Source organism: Buttiauxella gaviniae ATCC 51604 (assembly GCF_001654835.1).
Lineage (GTDB): Bacteria > Pseudomonadota > Gammaproteobacteria > Enterobacterales > Enterobacteriaceae > Buttiauxella > Buttiauxella gaviniae.
Window position 1 is genome coordinate 152712 of record NZ_LXEP01000044.1, and the last position, 26905, is coordinate 179616.

At 47.9% G+C, this 26905-nt stretch carries 25 protein-coding genes and 1 pseudogene; 13 read left to right on the forward strand and 13 right to left on the reverse strand.

Annotated elements, in window-relative coordinates:
* The 6 genes from M977_RS21700 to M977_RS25890 form a co-directional block, all read right to left on the reverse strand.
* On the reverse strand, positions 1 to 1953 hold the full coding sequence (locus M977_RS21700; RefSeq protein WP_064518823.1) for a recombinase family protein: 1953 nt from the start codon (positions 1951 to 1953) through the stop codon (positions 1 to 3).
* Between the two features lie 12 nt (positions 1954 to 1965).
* Positions 1966 to 2307, reverse strand: a complete 342-nt coding sequence (locus M977_RS21705) for a hypothetical protein (protein WP_064518824.1) — start codon at positions 2305 to 2307, stop codon at positions 1966 to 1968.
* 61 nt (positions 2308 to 2368) lie between these two features.
* Positions 2369 to 2860, reverse strand: a complete 492-nt coding sequence (locus M977_RS21710) for a hypothetical protein (RefSeq protein WP_064518825.1) — start codon at positions 2858 to 2860, stop codon at positions 2369 to 2371.
* Between the two features lie 63 nt (positions 2861 to 2923).
* Complete coding sequence (locus M977_RS21715; protein ID WP_064518826.1) at positions 2924 to 4873, reverse strand: YadA-like family protein; 1950 nt, start codon at positions 4871 to 4873, stop codon at positions 2924 to 2926.
* Positions 4874 to 5071: 198 nt separating this feature from the next.
* Positions 5072 to 5848, reverse strand: a complete 777-nt coding sequence (locus M977_RS21720; protein WP_064518827.1) for a TM2 domain-containing protein — start codon at positions 5846 to 5848, stop codon at positions 5072 to 5074.
* Positions 5849 to 6138: 290 nt separating this feature from the next.
* On the reverse strand, positions 6139 to 7221 hold the full coding sequence (locus tag M977_RS25890; protein WP_064518828.1) for an LPD25 domain-containing protein: 1083 nt from the start codon (positions 7219 to 7221) through the stop codon (positions 6139 to 6141).
* Between the two features lie 11 nt (positions 7222 to 7232).
* Here M977_RS25890 and M977_RS21730 point away from each other — a divergent pair, with 11 nt between their 5' ends.
* Positions 7233 to 7871, forward strand: a complete 639-nt coding sequence (locus tag M977_RS21730; RefSeq protein ID WP_064518829.1) for a MarC family NAAT transporter — start codon at positions 7233 to 7235, stop codon at positions 7869 to 7871.
* 43 nt (positions 7872 to 7914) lie between these two features.
* Here the strand turns inward: M977_RS21730 and M977_RS21735 are convergent, their stop codons facing one another.
* Positions 7915 to 9108 carry a sugar transporter gene (locus M977_RS21735; protein ID WP_064518830.1) on the reverse strand — a complete coding sequence of 398 codons (1194 nt, stop codon included), beginning with the start codon at positions 9106 to 9108 and terminating at the stop codon, positions 7915 to 7917.
* Positions 9109 to 9274: 166 nt separating this feature from the next.
* Here M977_RS21735 and M977_RS21740 point away from each other — a divergent pair, with 166 nt between their 5' ends.
* From M977_RS21740 to M977_RS21765, 6 genes and pseudogenes are all read left to right on the forward strand, one after another.
* Complete coding sequence (locus tag M977_RS21740; protein WP_064518831.1) at positions 9275 to 10090, forward strand: PhzF family phenazine biosynthesis protein; 816 nt, start codon at positions 9275 to 9277, stop codon at positions 10088 to 10090.
* Positions 10091 to 10166: 76 nt separating this feature from the next.
* A pseudogene (locus M977_RS21745) lies at positions 10167 to 10960 on the forward strand (PhzF family phenazine biosynthesis protein).
* A 118-nt stretch (positions 10961 to 11078) separates the two neighbouring features.
* Positions 11079 to 12005, forward strand: a complete 927-nt coding sequence (gene glsB / locus M977_RS21750) for a glutaminase B (protein WP_064518832.1) — start codon at positions 11079 to 11081, stop codon at positions 12003 to 12005.
* Positions 12006 to 12176: 171 nt separating this feature from the next.
* Entirely contained in the window at positions 12177 to 13616 is a 1440-nt protein-coding gene (locus tag M977_RS21755; protein ID WP_064518833.1) for a GGDEF domain-containing protein, read from the forward strand.
* Between the two features lie 155 nt (positions 13617 to 13771).
* Positions 13772 to 15223, forward strand: coding sequence for a tagaturonate reductase (locus tag M977_RS21760; protein ID WP_064518834.1), 1452 nt, complete (start codon positions 13772 to 13774; stop codon positions 15221 to 15223).
* Between the two features lie 63 nt (positions 15224 to 15286).
* Positions 15287 to 16222, forward strand: a complete 936-nt coding sequence (locus M977_RS21765; protein ID WP_064518835.1) for a zinc-dependent alcohol dehydrogenase family protein — start codon at positions 15287 to 15289, stop codon at positions 16220 to 16222.
* Between the two features lie 24 nt (positions 16223 to 16246).
* Here M977_RS21765 and dsbG read toward each other — a convergent pair whose 3' ends face one another.
* The gene (gene dsbG / locus M977_RS21770) at positions 16247 to 17011 is read right to left on the reverse strand and encodes a thiol:disulfide interchange protein DsbG (protein WP_064518836.1); all 765 of its coding nucleotides are present in this window, start codon (positions 17009 to 17011) and stop codon (positions 16247 to 16249) included.
* Positions 17012 to 17156: 145 nt separating this feature from the next.
* Between dsbG and M977_RS21775 the strand changes: the two genes are divergently transcribed.
* Both M977_RS21775 and M977_RS21780 read left to right on the forward strand, forming a co-directional pair.
* Positions 17157 to 17447, forward strand: coding sequence for a VF530 family protein (locus M977_RS21775; protein ID WP_064518837.1), 291 nt, complete (start codon positions 17157 to 17159; stop codon positions 17445 to 17447).
* A gap of 22 nt (positions 17448 to 17469) precedes the next feature.
* Positions 17470 to 18258: a phosphotransferase family protein gene (locus M977_RS21780; RefSeq protein WP_083962982.1), complete on the forward strand. Its 789-nt coding sequence runs from the start codon at positions 17470 to 17472 to the stop codon at positions 18256 to 18258.
* Here M977_RS21780 and M977_RS21785 read toward each other — a convergent pair.
* On the reverse strand, positions 18255 to 19454 hold the full coding sequence (locus tag M977_RS21785) for an NAD(P)/FAD-dependent oxidoreductase (RefSeq protein WP_064518839.1): 1200 nt from the start codon (positions 19452 to 19454) through the stop codon (positions 18255 to 18257). The genes M977_RS21780 and M977_RS21785 overlap by 4 nt on opposite strands.
* A gap of 224 nt (positions 19455 to 19678) precedes the next feature.
* Here M977_RS21785 and M977_RS21790 point away from each other — a divergent pair, with 224 nt between their 5' ends.
* Entirely contained in the window at positions 19679 to 20188 is a 510-nt protein-coding gene (locus M977_RS21790; RefSeq protein ID WP_034455602.1) for an RrF2 family transcriptional regulator, read from the forward strand.
* Positions 20189 to 20191: 3 nt separating this feature from the next.
* Here the strand turns inward: M977_RS21790 and M977_RS21795 are convergent, their stop codons facing one another.
* The 3 genes from M977_RS21795 to M977_RS21805 form a co-directional block, all read right to left on the reverse strand.
* Positions 20192 to 21196 (reverse strand): FecCD family ABC transporter permease, encoded by a 1005-nt coding sequence (locus M977_RS21795; RefSeq protein WP_064518840.1) that lies wholly within the window; start codon positions 21194 to 21196, stop codon positions 20192 to 20194.
* Positions 21196 to 22152 carry an ABC transporter substrate-binding protein gene (locus M977_RS21800; protein ID WP_064518841.1) on the reverse strand — a complete coding sequence of 319 codons (957 nt, stop codon included), beginning with the start codon at positions 22150 to 22152 and terminating at the stop codon, positions 21196 to 21198. The genes M977_RS21795 and M977_RS21800 overlap by 1 nt, the downstream gene beginning before the upstream one ends.
* 232 nt (positions 22153 to 22384) lie before the next feature.
* Positions 22385 to 23176 carry an ABC transporter ATP-binding protein gene (locus M977_RS21805; RefSeq protein WP_083962983.1) on the reverse strand — a complete coding sequence of 264 codons (792 nt, stop codon included), beginning with the start codon at positions 23174 to 23176 and terminating at the stop codon, positions 22385 to 22387.
* Positions 23177 to 23319: 143 nt separating this feature from the next.
* On the opposite strand from M977_RS21805, the gene M977_RS21810 reads away from it, so the two are divergent.
* Genes M977_RS21810 through M977_RS21820 form a run of 3 tightly spaced genes read left to right on the forward strand, consistent with a single transcriptional unit; the run spans position 23320 to position 26115 of the window.
* Entirely contained in the window at positions 23320 to 24372 is a 1053-nt protein-coding gene (locus M977_RS21810; RefSeq protein ID WP_064518843.1) for an ABC transporter substrate-binding protein, read from the forward strand.
* Positions 24362 to 25366, forward strand: coding sequence for a FecCD family ABC transporter permease (locus M977_RS21815; RefSeq protein ID WP_064518844.1), 1005 nt, complete (start codon positions 24362 to 24364; stop codon positions 25364 to 25366). The genes M977_RS21810 and M977_RS21815 overlap by 11 nt, the downstream gene beginning before the upstream one ends.
* The gene (locus tag M977_RS21820) at positions 25363 to 26115 is read left to right on the forward strand and encodes an ABC transporter ATP-binding protein (protein WP_064518845.1); all 753 of its coding nucleotides are present in this window, start codon (positions 25363 to 25365) and stop codon (positions 26113 to 26115) included. Before M977_RS21815 ends, M977_RS21820 begins: the two co-directional genes overlap by 4 nt.
* Here M977_RS21820 and M977_RS21825 read toward each other — a convergent pair.
* Positions 26099 to 26824 (reverse strand): substrate-binding domain-containing protein, encoded by a 726-nt coding sequence (locus tag M977_RS21825; protein WP_064518846.1) that lies wholly within the window; start codon positions 26822 to 26824, stop codon positions 26099 to 26101. The genes M977_RS21820 and M977_RS21825 overlap by 17 nt on opposite strands.
* Positions 26825 to 26905 lie beyond the last annotated feature (81 nt).

Below are 26905 nucleotides of genomic sequence, written 5' to 3' on the forward strand. Positions count from 1 at the left end.
TTAACCTAACATACCGTTTTCTTTAAGCAATTCTTCAAAATGTTCAGTTGAATGAATCTCATGTTTCACACCGTCGATGGTTGCGTATGCCTTGCCAGAGTCGGTACTTGAAACCTGTATCGGCGCTGGTGGTATTCGCGGCCCTGGATCACGTTCATCATCTTCAAGGTCTGAAAGTATGGTTCGATTGTTGCGTGAAAATTCGTGCATTGCTTCAATCTTACGGGCGAAACCTTCGGGATCTATCAGCACATCAATGAAGCTGTGAAGGATAAGCCCCCAATGCTCCATAAACTGTTTATCGTTGATGGTGGTTGCATCCACATAGACACAACCAGGTTTCTGATAACGGTTGTGTTGAATTACTATGCGCTGCGTTTTATCGTCCATATAGGTGATGATAAACAGCCCTAACATTTTGTTGATGGCGCTAAAATCAATCCGCTTAACTGCCTGTTTGATTCTGATCCTGATTTGCATTCGTTCGGGGTTGGTGTCGTCGGTAATGTCAAATTTCCTGAACTCATCCCAACCAGAACTAATAACACTGTGCTGATTCATCTTGTACGATGTGAACTCAGTTTCAAGATCACGGCGGTTACGCTTAACCGTGTTTATCTCTTGGGCGATTTCGTCGATATCATCATCGGTCAGTGTTGCAAATCTAACCAACTTTTTGATTTGCTGATCAGCCTTGTCTAGCTCTGCTTTGTACCATTCGGTTTTATCCTCCTGGTCATTGTTCCAGATATGATCCGCGATAAGCTGCAACAAGGTATGTTCGAACTGATAAGCCGTAAAGCCAGTGTTACCGCATGGTTTGCCGTGAACGTTGGCAGACGCACAAACATAGCGGTATTTTACCGTTTTGTTCCTGAATGTTGCCTTGCTCATGAACGTACCGCAAACACCACAAAACAGAACACCGATACCAGAAAGTAAAGGGATCTGCGGGTTCGGGTTTCCCTCGGGGTGTTTGTTGGTTTTGCGGGTAACTGCTTTGCGCTTATCAACTGAAAGCAAAGTGTAGTAATCGGCCTCGGTCATTAAAGCGGGGTAGTAATCGTGAATTACTAACGTTTCTTTTTCCGGTTCGTAATACTCGTTACCTTCATCATCTAAGCATGATTGATATATAACCATCCCTGCGGAATCGCGCTTATCAATCACAAATTCTTTTCTGCCGTAGACGGTAGGATTCAAGAATTTTCGAATCAGGTTTATACCCCATTGAATACGGGTATCACCTTTGTTTGAGCGTTTTGGTGGGGTAGGGTAATGATCATTAAGATAACGTTGAATGTTACCCGGAGTTTCACCAGACCATTTTAATTCGATGATCTTTTGAGCAACAACGTAGTAAACCGGATGCGGTTCAACAATTCCGTTTTTGGTGCAACTCCACCAGGTGTTACCCCCAACGGCCTCGATAGATCTCGCTGGTGTTCCTGGCTCCCTGTTTTGGTTGAACAGTATCGAGGATCTTACTTGCGCCTCTACACGGTTCTTTTTTGTAACCGATTCTTCATGAGCGCGGGTAAACAACATAACGGACATAATCAAATCCATCATGTTGTTTTTGATTGACGCATTGGTATAAATCTTATCATCCATACCAGTAACGACTGTGATCCCTTTGCGCAAGATATCACGAAGAATATCAAGGGCGGTTAACGCATCATCACGACTAAGGCGATCAAGGTTTTCAACTACCAACCATGAACCAACCGGAACCCGCTTACCGATCTGATTGATGAAAACTTTCAAATTCCCTTCGGTGGCGTTCTTGCCACGGAAAGCCGAAACACCCAAATCATGAAATGATAAGGTGTCCAACTCCAGATCGTACCTTGCTGCGATTCTTTCGGCTGTTGCCTGTTGTCGCTCCAGGCTGTTACCGTCCATCTGTTTAGCCGAACTGAAACGAATATAGCTAAACAAACGCTTTTTCATTTGTCAGCCCTCCTATGTACTCTTGATTAAATAACCATCGCTTGAAAGGGCGCTGATTCCTTTACACGGTAAATGGATATTACCAACAATCTGTTTTCTATCGTTGTATATTACCCCCTCGTTATCCAGATAACCTACGACTGTTTCGGATGATGATATTTCCAGCGTTTTCTTGTTTCGGAAATTGCGTATAATAGGATGGTGTTTTTTCTTCTTGACAACTGCAAATTCAATTTTCGAATTAAACTTGCCCATATTTAAATTTTGAATCCTGTTCATTTCTTTAATCAGGAAGCGGGATTGATCCAATATAATTGGAAACTTATCAAAGGTTGATTGTACTAAAACTATCATTTGTTAACCCTTCAACTTGACTTATTCGAAGGGGCTATTTTCTAGCCCCTTCTGATAAATCTTATTGAGTCACTTCTTCGGCTGCTACCTGGCTTTTGAAGTCAGCAACCATTTTTTCATGCTCTGCCTTTTCTGCCTGTGCTTCTTCTGCGGTCGCATGGCTTGAAAACACCTTCGTTTCAGTAACCCCGTTGCGTACCATAGTAATAAGCACTTCATTTTTTTCATTTACAGCGGCTGTTGAATTAGCGAATGCAATCGCATTTTCAAGAGTCATACCAATTTTTACTTTTTCGTTAATGTTCATTTCGGTTTCCTGGGTTGTCATAGTTTCACGGTACATTTTAAAAGCTGCTTCATATACGCCTTTTGCGGTGTTTGCATCGGCTGCGTTTTCGTGGACTGAAATTACAGTTGCTGCGGTTAATTCGTCGTTATCACTAACCATCATTACAACTGCGTTTGTATCGTTTACGGTAAATTCTACGGTTGAAGTAGGTTTGGTAAACATATGGAAGAAATTCAAGATTTGTTCTGGTTTCATGTAATGCATGGTATGTACCTTATTTTATTGCCCCCGTTATTGGGGGCTTGAATTAAATTGATTGGGTATTAATTAAAATCCGAACGCCACGCCAGCACCGTAAGTAACCTCTGTACTGCTGGTGGTTGCTACGTTCATTTTGAGAGCTACACGGTTATTAACGTTGTAACTTGCGCCAACTGCTACCGCGCTTGCACCTTCGAACCCGCCGAAACCTGCACCGATTGAAAGTTTTTCACCTGCAATTGTTGGGATTGAAGCCATTGCAGCAACTCCAGCAATACCGCCTTTGGCTTGCTTGTGGTTCTTATCAACCTGGTTTTTCAGGTTAGCGAATGATTTGTTCATGCTCTTAACATCGGATTCAACACTGGTGATTCGATTATCAAACCCGCTTACAACCTGGTTGGTTTGTTCAATGCGTTCATGTGCTGAGTAAGCAATGTTTGAAGCGTTCAGGGCTTGCGTGTTCGCTTGCTGTGCTGTTTGGTGCGCTACGTCTGCCTTGTTGCTTGCGTTGCTTGCTGTGCTCTGTGCGTCGGTCGCTTTGGCATGTGCGGTAGTCGCTTTTGTATCTGCGTCAGTAGCTTTGGCATGTGCGGTAGTCGCTTTAACGTCTACTGCATCAACCTTGCTTACTGCGGCTGCTGCCTGGTTCGCTGCGTCGTTAACTGAATCAACGATGTTTACAACCTGGTTTGATACAACCGCAATATCAGTAGCGTGCTTATCGACTTGTGCAATCAGACCGATATCACCAGTGGAACCCGTCGCAAGGGTAGACGGTGAACCGTGAAGAATCTGATTGATCAGGTCTGCTTTTGAGTGAGCATTATCAACATGCTCTTTATCCGCTTTACCTGCTACAGCGTCTGAAATAGTGCTAACTGCTGCGGTTGCTGCGTCTGCTTTAGCGTCTGCGGCTGCTGCTGTTTGGTTTGCAGTAGTCGCCAGACCGTGCGCCTCTGTTGCTGTGCCTTGCGCTGCATCTACTTTACCCGCCGTGATTAAACCTGCGTTGATCGCCTGATCCGCTTTTGTTGTTGCGTCTGCGGCTGCTGCTGCGTTCGCTTCAATCCCTGCGTTAACATCGGTCAGATCAACACCTGCAAGAGAAATGCTATCTAAGCGGTTGTTAATGTCTGCAATGTTGGATTCAGTTACACGAACCCGATCACCTAACATACCCGTTTGATGCAGGGCAGAATCTGCGGTGTTCTGTGCGGCTTCTGCTTTCGTATCTGCGGCGCTGGCCTGACTCAATGCGGTATCCGCTTTGGTGTCTGCTGCGGCTGCTGCTGTGCTTGCTGCATTCCCGATAGTGATAGCTTGATCAGCTTTGCTATTCGCTGTGCTCGCATCGTTGACGGCTGTTTGTGCTGCGGCAAGGGCTGCATCTGCTTTGCTATCGGTATTAGCAAGATTTACTTCAACAGTGTTCACACGGTCGCTTACCAACCCTTGTTGATGAACTACTTGATCAACTTTGGTATCAACTGCGGTTGCTGCTGCACTTGCGGCATTTGCTACTGTTAAAGCGTTATCCGCTTTGGTGTCTGCTGTAGCTGCTGCACTTGCTGCGATACCTGCTAACTCGTTTGCTGCATCTGCTACGGCTGCGGCGTTAATAGCGTTGGTTTTTGCTGCGTCAACGTCTGCGGCTACTGCTGCGGCTGCGTTCTTCGCATCTTGCGCCATATCAACAGCACTTGATGCATCGGCTTTAGCTGAATTTGCTGTGTCCTGTGCGGTTGTAACGTTAGCGTTCACACCATCAAACCCGCTGTTGATATCACCAACCAGCTTGCCTAAATCAAAATCAGACGGGTATTTGTTATTGGTTGAACCGATAACGGCAGTTTCACCCTTGATAATAAATGACATATCAGGATTGCCCCCAGTTGCATAATCAAAATCTTCCTGGCCCTGTGTAGTCAAATAATCACCAACGTTAATAGCGTTAGCTTGCGCAGAGAAAGAAGAAATAACAGCTACAGCAACCAGAGATTTAACAGCTTTCATTTAAAAAAATCCTTTTGATACAAAATTTAAAGTGAGTTTGGTTAGCCCCCAATCCTGGGGGATTTAATTGCTACATGGTTAATTCAATAAAGCAGGGTGAAACAGTTAACCAATAATTGCCGCTAAAATTCCGAAGATAACACCAGAGATAACGACAATATAAAAATCAGACATTGGGTAAGAACGCATTATTCAGCCTTACTTCATGTTCATGAATTGAACTTGAACATCATCAACGTTGTTTTTGATTTCGGATGAATCGACAACAACCCAACTAGAATATTTTTTTGCAAAATCTTCTTTGTTTGCCATGAACATCATTACCGCATCGATCAACATCCAGATAATCGGGATGAAGAACAGGCCAAAGAACATACAAACGAAAGTTACAATCATCATCAGGAAACCTAACCCGATTTGACCTAAGTAGAAGCGGTGAATCCCTAAGCCACCGAACAGCAACGCCAGTACGCCCGCTGTTACGTTAGATTTGCCCGATGGGGTGAGCTTGTATTTCTTACCCTCCAGGACACGAATAGAATCGTCGTTGAGTTCTGCCAGTTCGCGATGTTCAGCGATGTGATCCGCAACCATTCCGGTAAGTAGATTCATCACGGAATCATCAAGTTTTACCGTTTGGGTAATAATTTCTTTATTAGCCAGATATTCTAATAAAGATTCTTCTTTAACTTCGGCTGCGTATTGATCAAAAATTTCTTCGGCAATTTGGTATTCAGTCGGGTAATTATCATTACGCCATTCAGAAAACGCCTCTGAATAATCAGCGAATGCTTTTTCAGCTTCTTTTTCATTTTTGTTCTTGAACAGAACAATTTCATTTCCCGTAAGTGGTGATTTAATACAGATGGTGAAATCACTAGTTACGAAATCATAGGTCGATTCGATGCGGGAAACAGAATCAAACTTTTCGGTTAATGCTTGTACAAATAGATTTTTGACTTTGGTAGATAACATTTTTAAATTTTCCATATTGTTTGTTGTAAATTACCAAACGAATTTAATTACGTTTGGAAATTAATTGTTACTCATCCGATGAGGACGCAAAGTATAGATTCTGAATTTTTTGAAACAGTGTTTTTGATCACATAAATCGATCTGTACGATTCATGATTTTAATGGTTAGACTTATAAATAATCACATCTAACAACTATTTTACTTCATTTATACAATTTCGATACAGCAGATGATTACCAGCAGGATAAAAATCATCCAGTGGTAGCGGGGTAAGCCCCCGCCGTTCCGTTTAGCTTGCATGGTTCGCGCCTCGATGCAGTTTGATAGCACCCAACAAGAACCCCCCTGATTTCTCTAACATCAGTTCGGCAACCTTCGGATCTTGGCCTGTTACGTCGCAGAACAAGCGTAGTTTCATCAAGTAGCTTGATTCCTCTACCGTCTGCATCAAGTCGGCGTACTGGGTGTGAAACTCGTCTTGCTTCGTAGGCTCACGCTGAATGTTGAAATCGATGGTTTCCAGAAACGCTACGCAATCCATCAACCCAACTTGGGTGTAATATGCCGCGCCTTTCTCGGTCTTTGAGTAGGCGATCATTTGCTGTGCGTGAACCTGGAAAGATTGGGTATCGTCTGCGGCAAGGTCTAAACGACAACCATATTCAGCACCGTTGTTAAAAATTACGGTGATCTTGGTCTTGTCGTATCCCATGCCTGAACCTGCAAGCGCTGCGGCGTTCTTTGCCTTACGTTCAAATTCTTCAAAGGTGTAGTGGACTTCCTCGCCTTTGAACTCGCCAGATTCAGACCAGTGAACCAGAACTGACACCGGAAAAATCGGGGCAGGGGTAACAGGGGTAACAGGGGTGTTGATAGCCTCAATACCTTTAACCAGGGCATCAAGAGCGCTTTCAAGACTTGTTTTGATGTGGTCGTTAGGCATACCAACAAGTTTTGCTTTCCAGAGTTCAACCACTTTGTTGATCTGCTGCTCAACATCACCAGGGCAAGCGGCAACGGCTGCTTTCAGAACTTCGGAAGAAACCATTACTTCAACGTTAGGCAAATCGTTAATTGCTACTGCGAGGGTAGTTACTGCATCAGGGGTTACGGTTTCAACTTCAACCACTTCTTCAACCTGCTGCATATTGAAACGAACAATCCATTTGTTCATTTTTTCGCACAGGTCAGCCGCTGCTTTTGGTTCGCGGTGGAAAGAAACACGTTTGAATTTACCGCTGGTTTCTTCAACTACGATACACAGATCGGTGTTGCCAGCGAAGTAGGTTACAACCTCTGCTTTAGCACCGTTGGTGTTGAAGCCGTTAGCAACCATTTTAGCGAGGATAGAGAAGAATTTAGTCTTAGTCATTTTGTAACCCCTTGATTTATTTCGTTTCGGCTTGCTGCCGTCTCAGTGGTTACAAATGTACTCTAGGGCTTGCCGGAGATATGAACAAAAAAGCGCGTGATAAAACCGCGTTGATGGCGTCAGTCAACGTCTTCATCATCATGATGGTTGCGTATTACGCTGGGCAAGTTGTGATGAATACGTTCGGTATTTCGATACCCGGTCTGCGTATTGCGGGTGGTTTGATTGTTGCGTTTATTGGCTTCAGGATGCTATTTCCGCAACAAAAAGCACATGAGTCCCCCGAAGCACACTCGAAAGCTGAGGAACTGGAACAAGAGCCGGATACCAATATCGCGTTTGTGCCACTTGCGATGCCAAGCACTGCGGGCCCAGGTACCATTGCGATGATTATCAGCTCATCGTCAACGATTGAACACGGCGTCAATTTCTCTAATTGGGTTGTGTTGGTGGCGCCGCCGATAATTTTTGCACTGGTGGGCGTGATCTTATGGGGAAGTTTGCGCAGTTCTGGCGCGATTATGCGTCTGGTCGGCAAAAGCGGTATTGAGGCAATTTCCCGTCTGATGGGCTTCTTGCTGGTCTGTATGGGTGTGCAATTTATTATTAACGGCGTGCTGGAAATTATTACCCACTTCCCGGCGCAGTAAGTTTAATAAGGGCCGCGGTAGCAGACCGTTGCCCTTAACTCACTTAGTGGCTTTGCTGTTCTTCCAGCGACACGGGCCAGCGACGGAATATCAACACCGACCAGATAAGTGCTGCCAGGGCTGGAACCGCACCGACCAACCCGATACTCGACATATCAAAATGCAGGCTGACCTGGTTTCCAACCAACGCGCCCGCACCAATCCCAAGATTAAAAATCCCTGAGAAGAGCGCCATCGAGACGTCTGTTGCATCCGGGGCCAGCGCCAGTACTTTCACCTGCATACCCAGCGTGATAATCATAATAGCGATGCCCCAGAACAGGCTTAATATCGTCAGGTTCACTGTGCTTTGTGCTGCGGGTAAGAGCAATGCAAGGCAAAGTACTAACAAGCCGATTGAGCCGCTAACCAGCATTGATGAATGGCGGTTGCCCAACTTGCCAAACATCACACTACCAATAATCCCGGCACCACCAAGAACCAGCAACAAGAAGGTGGCCACGTTGGCGCTAAGGCCTGCCACGGTTTGTACAAACGGCTCAATGTAGCTATAGGCGGTGTAATGCGCGGTTACGACTACGGCTACCAGCACATACAGACTCATTAACGCCGGGCGTTTGAACAGCAGTGGCAAACTTTTCAGTGAGCCAGAATGTTCGCTTGGTAATTTAGGCAGCAGCTTGATAACGCAAAATAGTGTCAGGGCGGCTATCACGCCAATGGCGAAGAAGGTGGTGCGCCAGCCGAAATACTGGCCGACTACGCGCCCAAGCGGCAAACCTAGAACCATCGCCAGCGCAGTACCTGTTGCAATCAAACTCAGAGCCTGGGCTTTTTTACCCGCTGGTGCCATGCGTATCGCCAGAGATGCGGTTATCGACCAGAAAATAGCGTGAGCAAACGCGATACCAATGCGGCTTATTACCAGCACGGTGAAGTTCCAGGCCACGAAAGACAGCACATGACTTGCGATAAACAAGGTAAAGATGCCAATCAGTAGCCGTTTACGCTCAACCTGGCTGGTCAATAACATAAATGGCAGTGACATGAGCGCAACGACCCATGCGTAGATAGTCAGCATGATCCCGACTTCAGCAGTTTGCATACCAAAACTACTGGCGATATCGGAAAGCAAACCGACGGGAACAAATTCAGTGGTGTTAAAAATGAAGGCCGCAACCGCGAGTGTTACGACGCGTAACCATGCCGTTTTGCGTGAGACATTACTTATTGTCATAGATTGGTTTCGCGCTGATAAATGAACTGTTAGGAGAGGCGGTGATCATAAAACCATCGATCCAGCCATACAACCCATTTTGTGATTTAAGTCTCATTTAATTGTGCTGTTAAACCTGACTCTCATGGCATGGTATGTAATTGGGATAGGTGGTGGAGTGAAAGCGATGCAGCAAATTGATTTTTATATGGTAGATGCCTTTACCGATACCACTTTTGGTGGCAACGCGGCAGCAGTATGCCCGCTTACGGAGTGGCTGCCTGATGAAACCCTGCTGGCAATGGCTCGCCAGCATAACCAGTCAGAAACAGCTTTTTTTATTACTACAGATGATGGCTTTGAATTGCGCTGGTTCACCACGCAGGGGGAAATTAATCTCTGTGGCCACGCAACGCTTGCAACGGCGCATGTGATTTTTGAGTCTCTCAATTACCCTGAGGCCACAATCCACTTTACTACCCGTTTCGTTGGCCCACTTACGGTTATCCGCAATGGTGACTGGTTAACGCTGGATTTCCCGGCAACCAGCAGCGAGCCTGTTGAGCCGCCACAATTACTGCTCGATTGCCTGGGGATTAGTGATTACCAGGAAGTCAGACTTGGACGCACATATACCGTGCTGCTTGAGAATCAACGGCAGGTTGAAGCGGTAAATCCTGATATTCAATTGATGCTCAAGCTCAACCAAAAGGTCTGCATCACGGCACCTGCCGAAATTGAAGGTTACGATTTTGTCAGCCGTTTCTTCTCACCTGCTGCGGCAATTACCGAAGATCCGGTTACCGGGTCAACTCACACCATGTTGATTCCTTACTGGGCGGCCCGCTTAGGCAAAACACAGATGTTGGCTCGTCAGGTTTCCAGCCGTGGAGGTGATATTCGCTGCCAACTGGTCGGTGATAGGGTGTTGATGTCGGGCAAGGCGGTGACTTATCTGGTCGGCAAAGTATTACTGCGCAGCCCAGCCCAACTTGTGATTTAACGCCCATTTAACTGTACTGGTCGTCATTGTTCTTATGGCATGGTCCATGCCATTGAGTTATCCGGGAGAAGACGCTATGCAACAAATTGATTTTTATATGGTAGATGCGTTTAGCGATACCACTTTTGGTGGCAACGCAGCGGCGGTGTGTCCGCTTACTGAGTGGTTACCTGATGAAACTCTGCTGGCAATGTCTCGCCAGCATAATCAATCCGAAACGGCCTTTTTTATTACTACCGATAGCGGCTACGAGTTACGTTGGTTCACTACCCAAGGGGAAATTAACCTGTGTGGCCATGCAACCCTTGCAGCGGCACATGTGATTTTTGAATATCTCAATCACCCGGAAACCACGATTCACTTCGATACACGCTTTGTTGGCCCGTTGTCCGTAACACGTAACGGGGATTGGTTGACGCTTGATTTCCCGGCCTGGGAATCTGAACCCGTTATGCCGCTTCCGTTGCTACTGGAAACGTTAGGTATTACGCAATGCCAGGAAGTGCGTGTCGCGCGGGACTACATGGTTGTGCTGGAAAATCAGCAGCAGGTAGAGGCTGTTTGCCCAAACATCAATGCGATGATACCGCTTGAAAAAATGGTCTGTATTACTGCACCGGGTGATGGCGAATATGATTTTGTCAGCCGCTTTTCTGCCCAGGTGAATCGGTACAGGAAGATCCGGTTACAGGGTCAACACATAGCATGCTCATCCCATATTGGGCGGACCGCTTGGGTAAAACGCAGATGCTCGCTCGCCAGGTTTCCCAACGTGGTGGTGATTTGCGCTGTCAACTCGTTGGCGACAGAGTGCTTATAGCAGGTAAAGCAGCAACTTATTTGATTGGGAAGGTATTCCAGCGTAGCTGAGTTGTTTTCACTTGAATCGCATCGGCTGGAAAGCGCTGCTGCGCGTTTTCATCTGCCTGACGTGGCGGCGGTCTGATATAATGGCGGGCGTAAAATACCCGCCAATCAGGAGTTTGCAGTGCCAGGTCTGTTAGATAATCAATTGCTGGAAGATATTCTCACGCAGGTTCGGCCATTAATCGGTCGCGGTAAAGTGGCGGATTACATTCCTGCACTGGCGGAAATTCCTGGAGATAAGCTCGGGATTGCAGTTTGCACCGTAGAAGGTGAGGTATTTAGCGCAGGGGATGCGACTGAGCGATTCTCCATTCAGTCGATCTCTAAAGTGCTGAGTCTGGCGTTGGCAATGGCGCGCTATGATGAGCACGAAATCTGGCAACGCGTGGGTAAAGAGCCATCAGGGCAACCGTTCAATTCCTTACTCCAGTTGGAGCTTGAACAAGGTAAACCCCGAAATCCGTTTATTAATGCCGGCGCGTTAGTAGTATGCGATATGTTGCAGACTCGCTTGAGTGCGCCGAAGCAACGTATGCTGGAAGTGGTGCGGGTGCTTGCGGAGCAACCTGACCTGGCTTATGACGCACGCGTAGCGAAATCTGAGTTTGAACATTCGGCCCGTAATGCGGCGATTGCCTGGCTTATGAAATCATTCGGCAATTTCGACAATGACGTCATTACCGTCCTGCAAAATTACTTCCACTACTGTGCGTTGAAAATGAGCTGTGCTGAATTGGCGAAAACCTTCCTGTTTTTGGCAAACCAGGGGCGCGCATTGCATCTTGCTGATCCCGTTATTACGGCTCAACAAGCTCGGCAGATTAATGCATTGATGGTTACCAGCGGGATGTATGATGGTGCCGGTGAGTTTGCCTATCGCGTCGGGATGCCGGGGAAGTCGGGTGTCGGCGGGGGAATCATTGCCGTTGTGCCGCATGAGATGTCGATTGCTGTCTGGTGCCCGGAATTAGATGCTTCGGGGAACTCACTTGCGGGAACGGCAGCACTTGAAATTCTGGCGCAGCGAATTGGCCGTTCAATCTTCTAAGATTTTCGTAAGCTATGCATATTAGAGCCTGAGGGATCAGGCTTATAAGCTTTATCTCGTTGACAACAGGTTGTACCAGATAAAATATGCTAAGCTAAAATTCATTTTTTGCACTCATCTCGTTGTATTATTTTATTAAGCAGTGCATGCATAAATATGAGTTAAAATAGCATGTCTAATCAAAATAAATTTAAGATCTTTTCGCCTGAAAAATGGCTGGCTAACGCCATCAGTATATTTGTTATTACTACATTGTTTTACTTCTTCGGGGCTTCACTTCGCCTGATTGATGAGCTGTCTCTGTTCTGGCCGCTGAATGCCGTGCTGGCCGCCGTGTTTGTTCGCAACCCGTTCCTGAATCGCCCTGTATATTATTTCCTCTGTTATAGCGCGATGGTGGTTTACGACGCCTTTACCACGCATTGGGGGTGGCAATCAGCGATAATAAATCTCTCCAATATGGTGTTTGTTATCATTGTAGCCCTGCTATTACTCCGTTATTCCCGTGATGAAGATGAAAATAATTGGGCCATTAATGCCTTTAAACTTTTCTATTTTTGCCTTATTGGTTCGCTGCTCAGTTCTTTATTAGGATCTTTGGGTTCCCTTGGCCTTTCATCAGACTATCGTCAGTTTCTTCCGTTGTTTGGCGATTGGTTTAGTGAGCAATTCTCTACTGGGGTCCTGATGATGCCATTTCTGCTTATGGCTAAATGGCCGCAGTGGGGGAAGATGCCCGCTTTTCATTTTTCGAAACTCTACCCGCTGCTGGGCGTTATCATTTCGGTGATTGCCTCAGTAGTGATTGGCGGTGCAGGGAGTCTTGCGTTCCCGCTGCCAGCCCTTATCTGGTGTGCGATCCGCTACCCATTGCCGATTACTGCGTTGGTTACGTTTTTAACGGGCGGTATGGAGATTGTTCTGGTTGCCAACTCAATAGTGGTCTTTCACCATAGCCAGCCGCTGCTGGTGAATGAGATGTTCTCTGCACGTCTGGGTATTGCCACTATGGCGATTTGCCCGCTGATTGTGTCGGTGAGCGTAGATGCCATTAACCGCCTGATTAAACAGACCTCGCTGCGTGCCGATTATGATTATCTTACCGGTGTGCATTCTCGTTCAGGTCTTTATGAAGCGCTGAAAATCACCGCGCCGTTAATGCATAAACCCGGGCAAAAATTGTCTGTGATGCTGCTGGATATCGATTATTTCAAACGTATTAATGACAACTATGGTCATGAATGTGGAGATGTCGTATTAAGCGCGTTTGCCGGGCAATTAAGAAAGGTTGTGGGTGAAGAGGGGCTGGTGGCCCGTCTGGGCGGTGAGGAGTTTGTGGTGGCTTGTAGCACTAATTCTGAAGATGAAGGGTATCAGATTGCGGAGAAGATTCGCCAGAGCGTAGAACTCACGGCGTTTCGTTATCAGCAACAAACGCTGTTTATTACTGTCAGTATTGGCCTTGCTGTCGCAACACCTAAAAATGAGCCGCTGCTTGATGTGTTTAACTCGCTGTTGGCAGAGGCAGATAAATACCTCTATTTATCCAAGCGCAATGGCCGCAACCAAACAAGCACCGCCACCTTTAAAGAACTGGCAATCAATAGTTAGTCACAGATAGAGAGTTGTTCTACCAAAAATGGGTGTAAAAATAATTGGTATAACAACTCTAACTTGATCAAAACGGGGTTTCACTTCGTTGAGTTCTGGTAATTTGGACAGGATTTTTATGGTCGCTCATCCTGTACACACCAAGGAACAACATAGTGAAAACACTTAATCGTCAAGACTTCCCTGGCGCCCAATACCCTGAACGTATTATCCAGTTTGGTGAAGGCAACTTCCTGCGTGCTTTCATCGACTGGCAAGTCGATCTTCTTAATGAACACACGGACTTAAATGCGGGCGTTGTTATCGTACGTCCTATCGACAGCGCATTCCCGCCGTCGTTATCTACCCAGGATGGGCTATATACTACGGTTATCCGTGGTCTGAACGAGCAGGGCGAAGCGGTAAGTGACTCGCGTCTGATTCGCTCCGTTACCCGTGAAATCAACGTCTATCAAGAATATGAAACTTACCTGAAACTGGCACATAACCCAGACATGCGTTTCGTATTCTCTAACACCACCGAAGCGGGCATTAGCTACCACGCAGGCGATAAGTTTGAAGATGCGCCAGCGGTAAGCTACCCGGCTAAACTGACCCGTTTGCTGTTCGAACGCTTTACCCACTTCAACGGTGCTGCGGATAAAGGTTGGGTTATCATTCCTTGCGAATTGATCGACTACAACGGTGACGCACTGCAAGAACTGGTTCTGCGTTATGCACAAGAGTGGGAGCTGCCTGCAGCATTCATCCAATGGCTGAACGACGCTAACACATTCTGTTCTACGCTGGTGGACCGTATCGTTACTGGTTATCCGCGTGACGAAGCTGCCGACATTGAAAAATCTTTGGGCTACAAAGATAGCTTCCTGGCCGCTGCCGAGCACTTCTACCTGTTTGTTATTCAGGGGCCTGCGTCACTGGCACAAGAACTGCGTCTGGATAAATATCCGCTTAACGTGCTGATCGTTGATGACATCAAACCTTATAAAGAACGTAAGGTTGCAATCCTGAACGGTGCTCACACTGCGTTAGTTCCGGTTGCTTATCTGGCTGGTTTGAACACTGTTGGCGAGTCGATGAACGATGCCGAAGTTTGTGGCTTCGTAGAAAAGACCATCGCTGAAGAAATCATCCCAGTACTGGATCTGCCACGTGACGAATTACAGTCATTCGCACAAGCGGTAACCAGCCGTTTCCAGAACCCGTATATTCAGCACCAACTGCTGTCTATCGCGTTGAACGGCATGACCAAGTTCCGTACCCGTATTTTGCCGCAATTGCTGGCAGGCCAGCAGGCTAACGGTACTTTACCTGCGCGTCTGACTTTCGCACTGGCAGCACTGATTGCCTTCTACAAAGGCGAGCGTAACAACGAAAGCTATCCGTTACAGGATGACGAGCATTGGTTGGTACGTTATCAGCAACTGTGGACTTCACTTGGCGACAAACAGATCACCGAGCAGCAGTTGGTTGAAGCGGTACTGTGCGATAGCGACCATTGGGGCCAGGATTTGACTCAGGTTCCAGGTCTGGTTGCTAAAGTTAGCGAAGATTTGCAGGTTATTCTGACTCAGGGTATGCGTGCCGCAGTAGCTCGTTACTGCTAAGTGCCAAACCGGTAGAAAACCTTGATATAGTGCCTCCAGGCTTAGCTTAGAGGCACTTTTTTTATGCACAATTCTGCACTCTGGTTCCGCCAGTTTGGCCAACCAGAACACGTCATTACTCTTGAACAGGCAGAACTTACTCCGCGCCCTTGCGCAATGCTGCGCGTACAAATGCGTTATGCCCCCGTCAATCCTTCCGACCTTATCCCGATAACAGGCGCTTATCGTCATCGAGTGATGCCACCGCGAATAGTGGGCTACGAAGGAGTTGGTGTAGTTATCGATGCGGATAACCCCGGGTGGATTGGTAAACGCATTTTGCCGTTACGCGGTGACGGCACCTGGCAGCAATGGGTTGATTGCCCCCAGCAATGGGCTGTACCTGTCCCTGATAACACTCCCGATCTTTTAGCCGCCCGAGGATACATCAACCCGCTTGCGGCATTCGTGATGCTAAAACAATGGCCGGTGCAGGGGAAGCGTGTGTTACTCACCGCGGCAAACTCCTCATGTGCGGCATTGCTTGCTCAGTGGGCCACTATTCAGGGGGCGACTGAAGTCGTTGGGGTATGCCGTAATGAAGATCAAAAAGCGATGTTGCTTCAGAACGGCATTAGGCCGCTTACCATGGATGACCATGAAGCGCTGCGGATTACCACGCAGTATGCCGATGTAGTGTTTGATGCAGTGGGCGGGAGCCTTGCGACTTTGCTGCTATCTCATCTTCAGGCCGATGCAAATTTTGTTTCCTACGGCCTACTGAGTGGTGAACCCTATCAAGCCAAAAATTATGCAACAAGGCCTCAGAGATTTCATCTGCGCGATACCCTGGCTGTGACTGACTCAAGAGAATGGCAGCAGTGGTTCATCGAGCTTTGGCCGCTACTTGCGAACAGCCAATTACCGGACGTGAAGCTATTTGCACTGGCGAAGTGGCGCGATGCACTTCGGGAATTTGCTGTTTCAGGGCGACGTTGCAAGCCAGTTTTGGCGATGTAACGTGACAACGTCACCCGTGAATGGTTACTTATCGCCGCCCATGATCGTTTTCATGGTCTCTTCATCCGGCAGGCCCTGATGTTGTTGCAGACGCCCATCTTTATTGAGGTAGTAAATAGATGGGGTGGCCGTGCCGCCCAGTTCATCCATTAACGCCAGGTTATCTTCCAGCGCTTTCGTGATTTCGGGCTTGATAGTTGTCGGGATTTTTAATGCCAATTTCCCTTTGCTACTCTCATATTCCGCCAGTGTTTTAGCCGGATCGTCAGCCATCATGATGGCTGCGGCTTTTTGCCCACTGTCCGGGCGTAACATCCCAACCATTAGGACACGCAGTTGTACCTTTCCTGAATTCAGCCAGGGTTGCGCATTCTGCCAAAATTGAGTGCAGTACGGGCAGTATGGGTCGGCAAACGCGTAGACAATTTGCGGGGCATCCGCTTTTCCTGCCGCTATCCAGTGATTTTTCTCAAGTTTCTGCCACATCTCTTTGGCCATGGGCGCATAAACCCATTTCTCGACTTGCGCATCGCTGAGGTTTTTCCCGGTGGCATCAACCAGATTACCCATAATTGCATGCTGTTTATCCGGGGTCAGGAACACTGTTGTGCCTTGCCCCTGGAATTGCATCACGTAGCCTGGCAGGTCGCCAGGGCCTTTAAATTCACCTTTGAGTTCAAATCCTTGCTGCTGTAAGGCGGTAATTGGGGCTGGGAGTTTAGCCTCAGTTGCCAGCGCGGAAGTGCTGGTTAGCAGGGCAAGCGACAGGGTCCATACTGCATGTTTCATTACTTATTCCTTATCATTCTCTTGATGAATGTATGCCCGGGTAGGCTACATGTCGTACGCTTGTAAGGAAAGTTCTCGTTTAGAAAGATGAGGCCGCGTTATTTTGTTATCTTATGCGCAATTATTTAGATCTACTGGACGCATTATGACCCACTCATCAAAAGACCCTCTGCACGGCGTGACGCTTGAAGCTATTGTGAATGCGTTAGTTGCACATTTCGGCTGGGAAAAACTAGCAAAACTTATCAATATCAATTGTTTCAAAAGCGACCCAAGCGTGAAGTCCAGCCTCAAATTTTTGCGCCGCACGCCATGGGCGCGTAAAGAAGTCGAAGATCTGTATATCGATATGGTAGAGACAACAAACGAGGCGTCACAAGACCTTCCAGCTGATAGCCCGTGGGCCAACTGGCAGAGCAAGAAAGACCAGGAGTAGTAACCAATAGCGGGGTGAAGTGATGAGTGATTGTCTGGCAAAAATGGGGGCTGCCCGTGTTCGTCGAACGTCATTCCATGGTATCGAATGCATTGAAAAAAGCCCGAGCAGTATAGTCGAGTTTCAATTCTATCAATATGTTGCTCCGGCATTTCGCACCGCTGGTATCGCTATCCCCGAGTTGTTAGCGTGTGATGCCGAAACCCAGACATTAACGCTGGAATATATTCCCCACGCTATGAGTCAACATGAGTTAGCGGAGCGCCGCGACGTGTTGACGACAATTACACGTATTCATCAATATCCCGTCGATAAGCAATGGGCTTTTAAAAACCACCATTGGATGCAGAACAAAACTACAAACGCGCTTGATCTACTGAAGTTACCGAGTGAGTCTGTTGCGATTGTTCTCGATATTGAAAAATATGGCTCATGCCTGTTTAGCCCGCAAACGCTTATCTCTGGTGATACCAATGCAGGTAATTGGGGAATAAGAGAACAGGGAGATGTGGTGTTATATGACTGGGAGCGATTCAGTACCGGCAGCCCGGCAATTGACCTCGCCCCCTTAATTAAAGGGATGGGAAACATCTCTGATTACATTCATATCGCAAAACGATATCAGGAAGTTTCACCATCCACTGATGCCGCAGCGCTGGCTCAGGAGATTGCTATCTGCAAATTATGGATAGTCACCGAAGTCCTCGATATTCTTTCTCGCAACCATAAGGCCGATCTCAGCAAATATATCGATTGGTATCGCAGCCATTTGCCAACATGGCTAACTCAGCTACGGCAATTCTTAGGTTAAACAAACGGCGCTAACGGGTCGGCTGCCGCAAAGGCGATTTCTTTCTCCGGTTTAGGCGGATAAATCAGTTCGCTAGTGATAGCGATTTTAATTTTCTTGCCATCCGCGCGGGTAGATTTCACCACCTGATCCCATCCCTCGGTGTAAACCGCACCCCATGCACCTAAATCCAGGCAGGTGACGTAGTTGACCTGGCTATAAGGATGGGGAGCCACGCCGATGATGTCTGCTGCAACGTTGTTACCCACGAAACGTCCGAGCATGATCGCGTGCTGGCAGGTCATCAGGGCGGTGTTGCCTTTATCATCGGTACGGGCATAAGCCACATCACCGGTCGCATAAATGTCTTCATGACCAACGACTTTCAGGTTTTGATCAACATGCAGGCGACCTTGTGAATCGCGCGTGGCTGGAATTTGCGCGGTAAGTGGGCTGGCCTGTACGCCCATGGTCATAATCACCGTGTTGGAAGCAATAAAATCGCCGTTCTTAAACTTAACGCCATGTTCATTGATAGCAGCAATTTCTGCTTCAAGCTGCCATTCAACACCAAGTTCGTCGCTTGCTTGTTTGATAACCTGACACAACTCTTCGCTGTAACGGCCGCCAATTACCGGGCTTCGGTCTGCAACAATCACTCGCACCTGAGTTTCATTTCCCAAAATCGCACGTAAACGAGCAGGGAGTTCGGTTGCCAGTTCAATACCTGTGAAACCGCCGCCACAAACCACTACGGTATTACGCGCATGGCTATCGGGTTGCTCCGCTAACTGGTGAAGGTGTTTTTCAAGATGAGCCGCGCTTTCAAGTTTATCGACATCAAAAGCATGCTCATTTGCGCCAGGGAAAATTGGGTTGATTTGACTGCCGGTGGCTAATACCAGGCGGTCATAGTGAAGCGCCGCCAACTGGTCTTGCGCGGTGTGATACCACACTTGTTTGCTCGCGACGTCAATCTCACTGGCGGACCCGGCAATAAACTTCACTCCTGTAGCAGCAAATAGCGGTAATAGAGGCGCTGCAAAATTTTCAACTCCCGCCTCATAAAAGCGTGGGCGAATACGGAGCTCTGGTTGCGGTGCGAGGACTGTTATCTCAATATCGTTGCGATCGTGAAGATCGGTTAAACGTGCAGCGCTCAACGCTGCCCACATTCCGGCAAACCCTGCGCCTAAAATAAGAATTTGTTGTTTCATAATTTATCCCTGGTTTTTCTGAGGTCATTGAAAATCTTAACTACGATCATATTTGTCGTAGTTAAGATTTTCAAGGGCTTTAGGGTGGTCAGAAATGATTTACGTCTTAATCATTTGAAATTAATTGATATTTAAAAACAAATTAATCATGGTAACTGACAGGAATTGCTTCAAAACAAGGAAGGATTTATTATTTAACTCAGAATAAACGGAGCGGAGCATTTATGGCATTTTACAGTTCTGGCGTGGAGTACGGTATCCATAGCCTGATGTGTCTGGTTGATAGCAAAGGTGATGGCCGCGAGATGAGCGTGCGGGAAATTGCTGAGCTACAAAACGTTCCGTACGACTATCTGGCGAAGATTTTTACCAAGCTCTCCAAAGCTCAGTTGGTTGAAAGTACCGAAGGAAAAGGTGGGGGATTTCGCCTGGCGAAACCTGCCGATCAGATAACAGTGCTGGATATAGTCGCGGCTATCGATGGTGAAAAATCGATTTTTGACTGTAAAGAAATTCGCCAGCGCATGGCTATCTTCGATGAACCCGCTCCCGCATGGGCGTGCGAAGGCGTGTGTGGTGTGCGCCATGTGATGCAGGTTGCGCAGCAACGCATGGAAGAAGCTCTTGCTCAGCACACCGTGCTGGATTTGGCGCGCAGAATGTTTAGAAAAGCGCCGGAAGCGCTGCCTATCCAAATTGAAGAGTGGATAGGCCGTCGCCGTAGCGACGCTTAGTATTTAGCTGACGCGGCGTAGCAGTATCACCAGAACAAACACGCCGCCCACACCGGCTGTGATAATCCCAATTGGCAGCTCCTGAGGGGCGGTGAGTGTTCTACTAAGAATGTCGCCCGCAGAGAGAAGTATTGCCCCCATTATTCCCACTAGTGGCAATAATTTCCGGTGACGCACACCAGCAAATGGTCGCGCCAGATGGGGCACCATCAACCCAACAAAACCAATCACCCCGGTTAGTGAAACCAGGATTGCGGTGGCCATAGAACAGCAGAGGAAAACCTCGGTTCGTAAGCGATTGACGTTAATACCCAGTGACCAGGCGGTTTGCTCGCCTGCCAACAGGGCATCGAGGGCTCGCCAGCGTCGGGATATAAGCACAATGAGAATGATCAGTGCGGTCGCGGCAAATCCGAGATTTTCCCAGCGTGCAAAACCTAAACCGCCAAGCGCCCAAAAAAGTGCATTGCTGGCGGCCCGCTGATCGCCGGAAAAAATCAGGAAGTTGGTCAATGCCCCAAATAAAAATGACACCGCCAGCCCGCATATAATCAGCTTTTCAGTTCCTTTATGTGATTGCGACATAAAGATAATCATCACGGCAGCGGCAGACAGCATCCCACCGACAAATGCGGCTATGGGCAATGTCCACGAACCCAGACTATCGCCAAGACGGGTTATCACCAGCACCACGCCTGCAGAAGCACCCGAAGATAGGCCGAATAAAAAGGGGTCGGCTAAATCGTTGCGCGTGGTGGTTTGCAGCAAGGAACCGACCAGGGCCAGCCCGGCACCGGCAATTATGCCCAGTATCGTGCGCGGCAACCGTAATTCGAGCACGATGCTTTTTATCATCGGGGCAACCTCACCATGCACCAGGCCGAGGGAGGTCAACACTTGTGAAAAAGAGAGTGCTACGCTGCCATTCGCAACACTTGCCAGAGCGAGCCCCGCAAGCAACAACGGGGCGACTAGCCACACCAGTAAAAAACGCTTGTTAGCGAACATTAGTTAAATGATGCCGGATAAAACGCGCGGGCAAGTTTAGTAATCGCGGTGATATTGGCAGGCCCTGGTGTCAGTTCCTGATACTTCAGTTTCAGATAGCGATGATGAAGCACCGCTGGCGTATTCTTCATCAACGGATGTTGTTCCAGGAAACGCCGTAATCCATCAGCGCCACCGTTATAGTCAGACTGATAGTCCATCAGAATAATAAACTCAGGCTCCGCGGCGGCAACACTTTCCCAGTTGGTCGCGGTCCAGCTTTTATCCATCGTATCCATGACGTTTTTACCGCCGGCAGCTTCGATAATTGCCGTTGGCATGGCATACGCACCGCTGGTGAAAGGCTTATCTTCGCCAGAATCGTAGAGGAAAACGCGCACTGGTTTATGCCCGGCAATCTTTTGGGTTAAGTTCGCAACGTGTCTTTTCCAGCTATCGACCAACTTAACGGCATCTTCTTCTTTGCCGAATACTTTACCCAGTCGCACCATATCGCTATACAGCAAATCCATACTGGCGCGTGGGCGATGGCTATCTACATGAATACAGCTTTCGGTCAGGACCAGCGTTTTTATATTAAATTTCGCCAGTGCATGGGGCGTGACATCGCCACGTAAACCATAGTTCCAGCCGGCGAAGAACAGGTCGGGCTTTGCCGCCAGTAACGTTTCCATCGACGGGTATTTCGGCGCAATTTCCGGGATAGAACCCTGCAAACGAGTAAATGCCGGGATATTTTTATACCAGCCAGAAATGCCACTGACGCCTACGATTTTTGGTTGCAGATGTAGAGCGAAGGCCATTTCAGACATATTGATGTCATGAACGACCATGCGCTTAGGCGCCTCGGTAAACGTCATTGGTTTACCACAGTTATCGACGGTGACCGGGAAGCCAGAGGCAACCGCGCCGCCAGAAATCACGGTCAGTAACGCCGCTAGAATTAATTTTTTCACACATACTCCTGATTCACTATTGCCGCAAATGATTGACCTTGCGGACATGAATAGCGGGGACAGGGTGTCCAGAATGGAACCTCACCTGAGCACACTATCCCGGATAGCGACGTGCGCTAAAACGGCAGAACCGAAAGCGAAACTCTCGCTTCCTGATAAACCGCCGCACCATACAGGAATTGATGGGGTGAATAGGTCTGGTCAGATCAAACAATGCTTAGTTATTTGTATTTCAATCAAATTGTGATGGCAGGGCTTCGAAGATGCGTAGTGTTTTGCCACTGTTGGGATGTGTAACATGCAGGCTCTGCATACCGAATATTTTTGCAAGCCAGGGTGAGTCCAGAACCTGCGCCGGCGTACCTCGGCAAATCAGTTGCCCATGGTTCATCATCAGAACCTGCTCTGAAAAAGGTTGAATCAATTCAAGATCATGCAACACCGCAATGGTGGTGATGTTTTTGTGTCTGACGAGGCTAAGCAACTGATGACGGGCGAGTGGATCGAGATGATTGGTCGGTTCATCCAACAACAGCAAAGCGGGTTGTTGGGCCAGAACACGGGCTAAACCTGCTCGCTGACGCTCACCACCGGATAATTTCCCCAACGAAACCTGTTGTAGATGCGTGATGCCAACATCGTTAATCGCCTCGGTAATGGCGTTTTCATGTTCAACATTTGGATATTCGGCCTGCCAGGGAATGCGCCCCAATGCCACATATTCACGCACTGTTAGACGTAAATCTGCATTGTCATGCTGGGTCAGTAGAGCGACAGAGCGCGCGCGTTCAATGGGTTTCATGGTGCTTAACGCTTTACCCTGAATCACAATCTCGCCGTGAGCGGGTAGCAGCTCGCTGATGATAAGCCGTAACACAGTCGATTTCCCGCTACCATTTGGCCCTATTATTGAAACAAATTCACCGGGATAAATATCAAATGACACCGCATTCACCTGTGGTGTTTTACCGGCAAAGCAGTGGGTTAGGTCACGAACAGATAGTAGGCTTTCAGGCGCGTTCATTGGCAATATCATTAGCTGAAAATGGCGCTTAGGATAGCAGCCATGTTTTGCCAGGCAAGCAGTAAGGATCGATAATCAGTTGCTAATGCCATCGCTATATAATTTAATATATATCGAATTTACTCCTTTCCCAGATGGCAACTATGTTAATCCTTCGTAATATCGTACTGGTTCTCACCAGTATGTTTTTCGCATTGAACGCTCAGGCAGACAGAATCATCACTGACCAACTTGGTCGCCAGGTCACTATTCCTGATCATGTTGAAAAAGTGGTGGTGTTACAGCATCAGACCTTGAATCTATTGGTTCAGCTTAATGCACAAAATGAAATAGCAGGTGTGATGACCAGCTGGAAAAAACAGCTTGGCCCTGAGTTTTCACGCTTTATGCCTAAGATTACCTCGCTGCCGACTCCGGGTGATCTCACCTCGGTAAATATCGAAAGCTTGTTGGCCATTCACCCGCAAGTGGTATTCGTCGCCAACTATGCACCCCCTGAGATGATTCAGCAGATTCAGAGTGCTGGAATCCCTGTCGTGGCAGTCTCTTTGAGAAAGGATGCTGACGGGCAACAGGATAAAATGAATCCGACGATGGCGGATGAAGAGCTGGCCTACAACGAAGGGCTAAAACAAGGTATCCGTCTCATTGCAGATGTGGTGGGGCGCAAACCTGAGGGTGAAGCACTCATCAAGTATACCTTTACGGCGCGTGAGAAATTTAACGCTCCGGTTGCAAATATCCCTGATACGCAGAAAGTGCGTGTCTACATGGCGAACCCTGATTTGATGACTTATGGCTCAGGTAAATACACTGGGCTTATGATGAAGCATGCAGGTGCGTTGAACGTCGCCGCAGCCAGCGTAAAAGGCGCGCGCCAGGTTTCTCTGGAACAGGTATTACAGTGGAATCCACAAGTTATCTTCGTGCAGGATCGCTATCCGCAGGTGGTGACTGAAATTCTGAATGACCCGAACTGGCAGGGTATTGATGCCGTGAAAAACCATCGTGTCTGGTTAATGCCGGAATATGCGAAAGCCTGGGGTTACCCAATGCCGGAAGCCATGGCGATTGGCGAGTTGTGGATGGCGAAAAAACTCTATCCGGATGCCTATAAAAACGTCGATGTCGATGCCCAGGCGCAAGATTACTACCAGAACTTTTATCGTGTGAACTGGCAGCCCGATGCTAAGTAGTGAGTCATTAATTCCCCAGCAACTGGTACTGATTATCTCAGTGCTGTTGCTGGGAGTTGCTTCACTTTGCTTAGGTCAATATTCACTTACGCTAAGTGAAGTTCTCCATCAGCTAACTCATTTCTCCGATACGCAAAACATTGCCAACCAGGTCATCTGGACGGTAAGACTACCGCGTATTCTGATGGCTTTGCTTGCCGGTGGCGCGCTGGGTTTATGTGGAGCAACGCTGCAAGGGGTTTTCCATAACCCGCTGGTTGATCCACATATCATCGGCGTGACGTCAGGCGCAGCCTTTGGTGGCACGCTGGCGATTCTGCTTGGTCTTGAACCATTAATGATGATGGGGTCGACATTTTTCTTCGGACTGAGCGCATTGATTCTGGTCTATGCGATCGCCGCCTTGCAGGGGCGAGAAAACGCATTGGTGCTGATTCTCTCCGGTATCATTCTGAGTGGTTTTTTTGCAGCCCTAGTAAGCCTTATTCAATATCAGGCCGATACAGAAGAAGTTTTACCTAACATCGTTTTTTGGTTGTTGGGGAGTTTCGCAACCGCCAACTGGCATAAAGTTTTGATGCTGACTGTTCCGGTCATAATTTCTACTACGATTTTGTTCCAGTTACGTTGGCGCATTAACCTATTGTCACTTAACGATAAAGACGCGCAGGCGTTGGGTATTTCCGTGGTACCCCTTCGACGCAGCGTATTGGTTTGCTGTGCATTTTTGGTAGCAGCACAGGTCGCTGTCAGTGGCAGTATTGCGTGGGTCGGATTAGTCATTCCTCATCTGGCGCGTCTTCTGGTGGGGGTTGACCATCGTCGTTTACTCCCGACAGCATTCTGGATGGGGGGCGGCTTTATGATTGTCGTTGATGATATTGCCCGCACGTTAATGCAAGCCGAAATTCCATTGGGAATCATCACCGCTTTATTGGGTGCACCGCTGTTTACCTTTTTGCTAATACACTCAAGCCGTAGAGGCCGTCGATGAAAACGGGTGAATTACGTGTTCAGCAACTGTTATACGGACACAAAGAGCCGTTGTTTGAACCGCTCAGCTTTCACTGCCAGCAAGGGGAGGTTTGGGCAGTTCTCGGACGCAACGGTTTGGGGAAAAGCACTTTGCTTGACACGCTGACAGGTACATTAAAACCCCTCGCTGGGAATATAGAAAATGAGGGTGGCATTGGTATTGTTGCGCAACATTCGCACTTGCCCTTTCCGTACTCGGTAAGCGATGTGGTGCTGATGGGAAGGGCGCAGCATGTGAAGCTATTTTCACAACCGGGCAGTGCGGATAAGCAGAAAGTTATCGAGGCGCTGGAGCAGTTAAATATTGCACAGTTGGTTTCAACACCTTTTACTTCTCTCTCTGGCGGGCAGCAGCAATTAGTGATGATTGCCCGCGCGCTTGTGACTGCCAGCCAAATCTTATTGTTGGATGAACCTTGTTCAGCGTTGGATTTAGCCAACCAACAGGTGGTGTTACAACTGATTAGCGATCTGGCTCACCGCCAGCATCGCGGCATCATTTTTACCACCCATGATCCAGTTCATGCATTGCAGGTTGCAACCCATACGCTGCTGCTTTTGCCTGGAGGGAAATGGTTGGCCGGCGCGACCGATACCATCGCTTCTGAAGAGAATCTGTCTCAAGCTTATGGTTTAACGTTGCGGAAAATCAGGATGGGCAACTATGCCACCCCGTTTGTTGCGCCACTCTTTACGATTGAGAAGTGAGTGGTAAAAAACCAGCGCTAGTCAGAAACGCTTGTCCTTCATGGCTAAGAATAAATTCAACCAGTGCCATTACCTCTGCGGAATTCTCGAGCACAGCCAACTGATATTCGCAGCGAATATTGTGTTCTGGCGCAATTGGTACGCAACGGATATCCAGCTGCCCGCTCAACGCTTTGCCATAATGCGCATAGCCAATAAACACATCGGCGAAGCCGTGGCGTAAAATCCAGGCGCTAGCCAGTTCACCTGGCGGGACGCTGAGCGTATCACGGCCACCAACCAGCGGAATTGCCCGCAGGCGCAGTTGCTGCCCAAGACCTGGCTGAAGCTGTTCGAGTTTATCAAACAGTGCCCATGTGTAATCACCAGACGGGTCACACCCAGGCGTGGAAGTACCAATCCGTAGTGCTGGGTCAGTGAGCAAATCTAGCCAGTCGCCACTTTTTTGCGTAGTTAATACCAGTTGATTCCAGGTGAAGGTCTGGGTTTTGGTCGCTTTACCTGTCGCAAGTAAGTGTTGGGGATGCTCCCGATTGGCAGAAGCGAAAAGGGCGCAGGGCTCTCCAGCTTCAATGCGCTCTCTCAACAACCCTGCCGGGCCGTATTGTGCCGCAACCTCAATCCCTGTGAGTTGGGTAAAATGGTTAAGTAGCGGGGTTAAAGCCAGCCGTAGACTGCCAGCAGCAAACAAAGGTAAAGCGCGCGTCATTATTTTTAGTTCTCTCACTAAATGCTTGGTTCAGCAGACATATACCATCATACTTAACTTTTACTAATGGTTTTTGTTAAT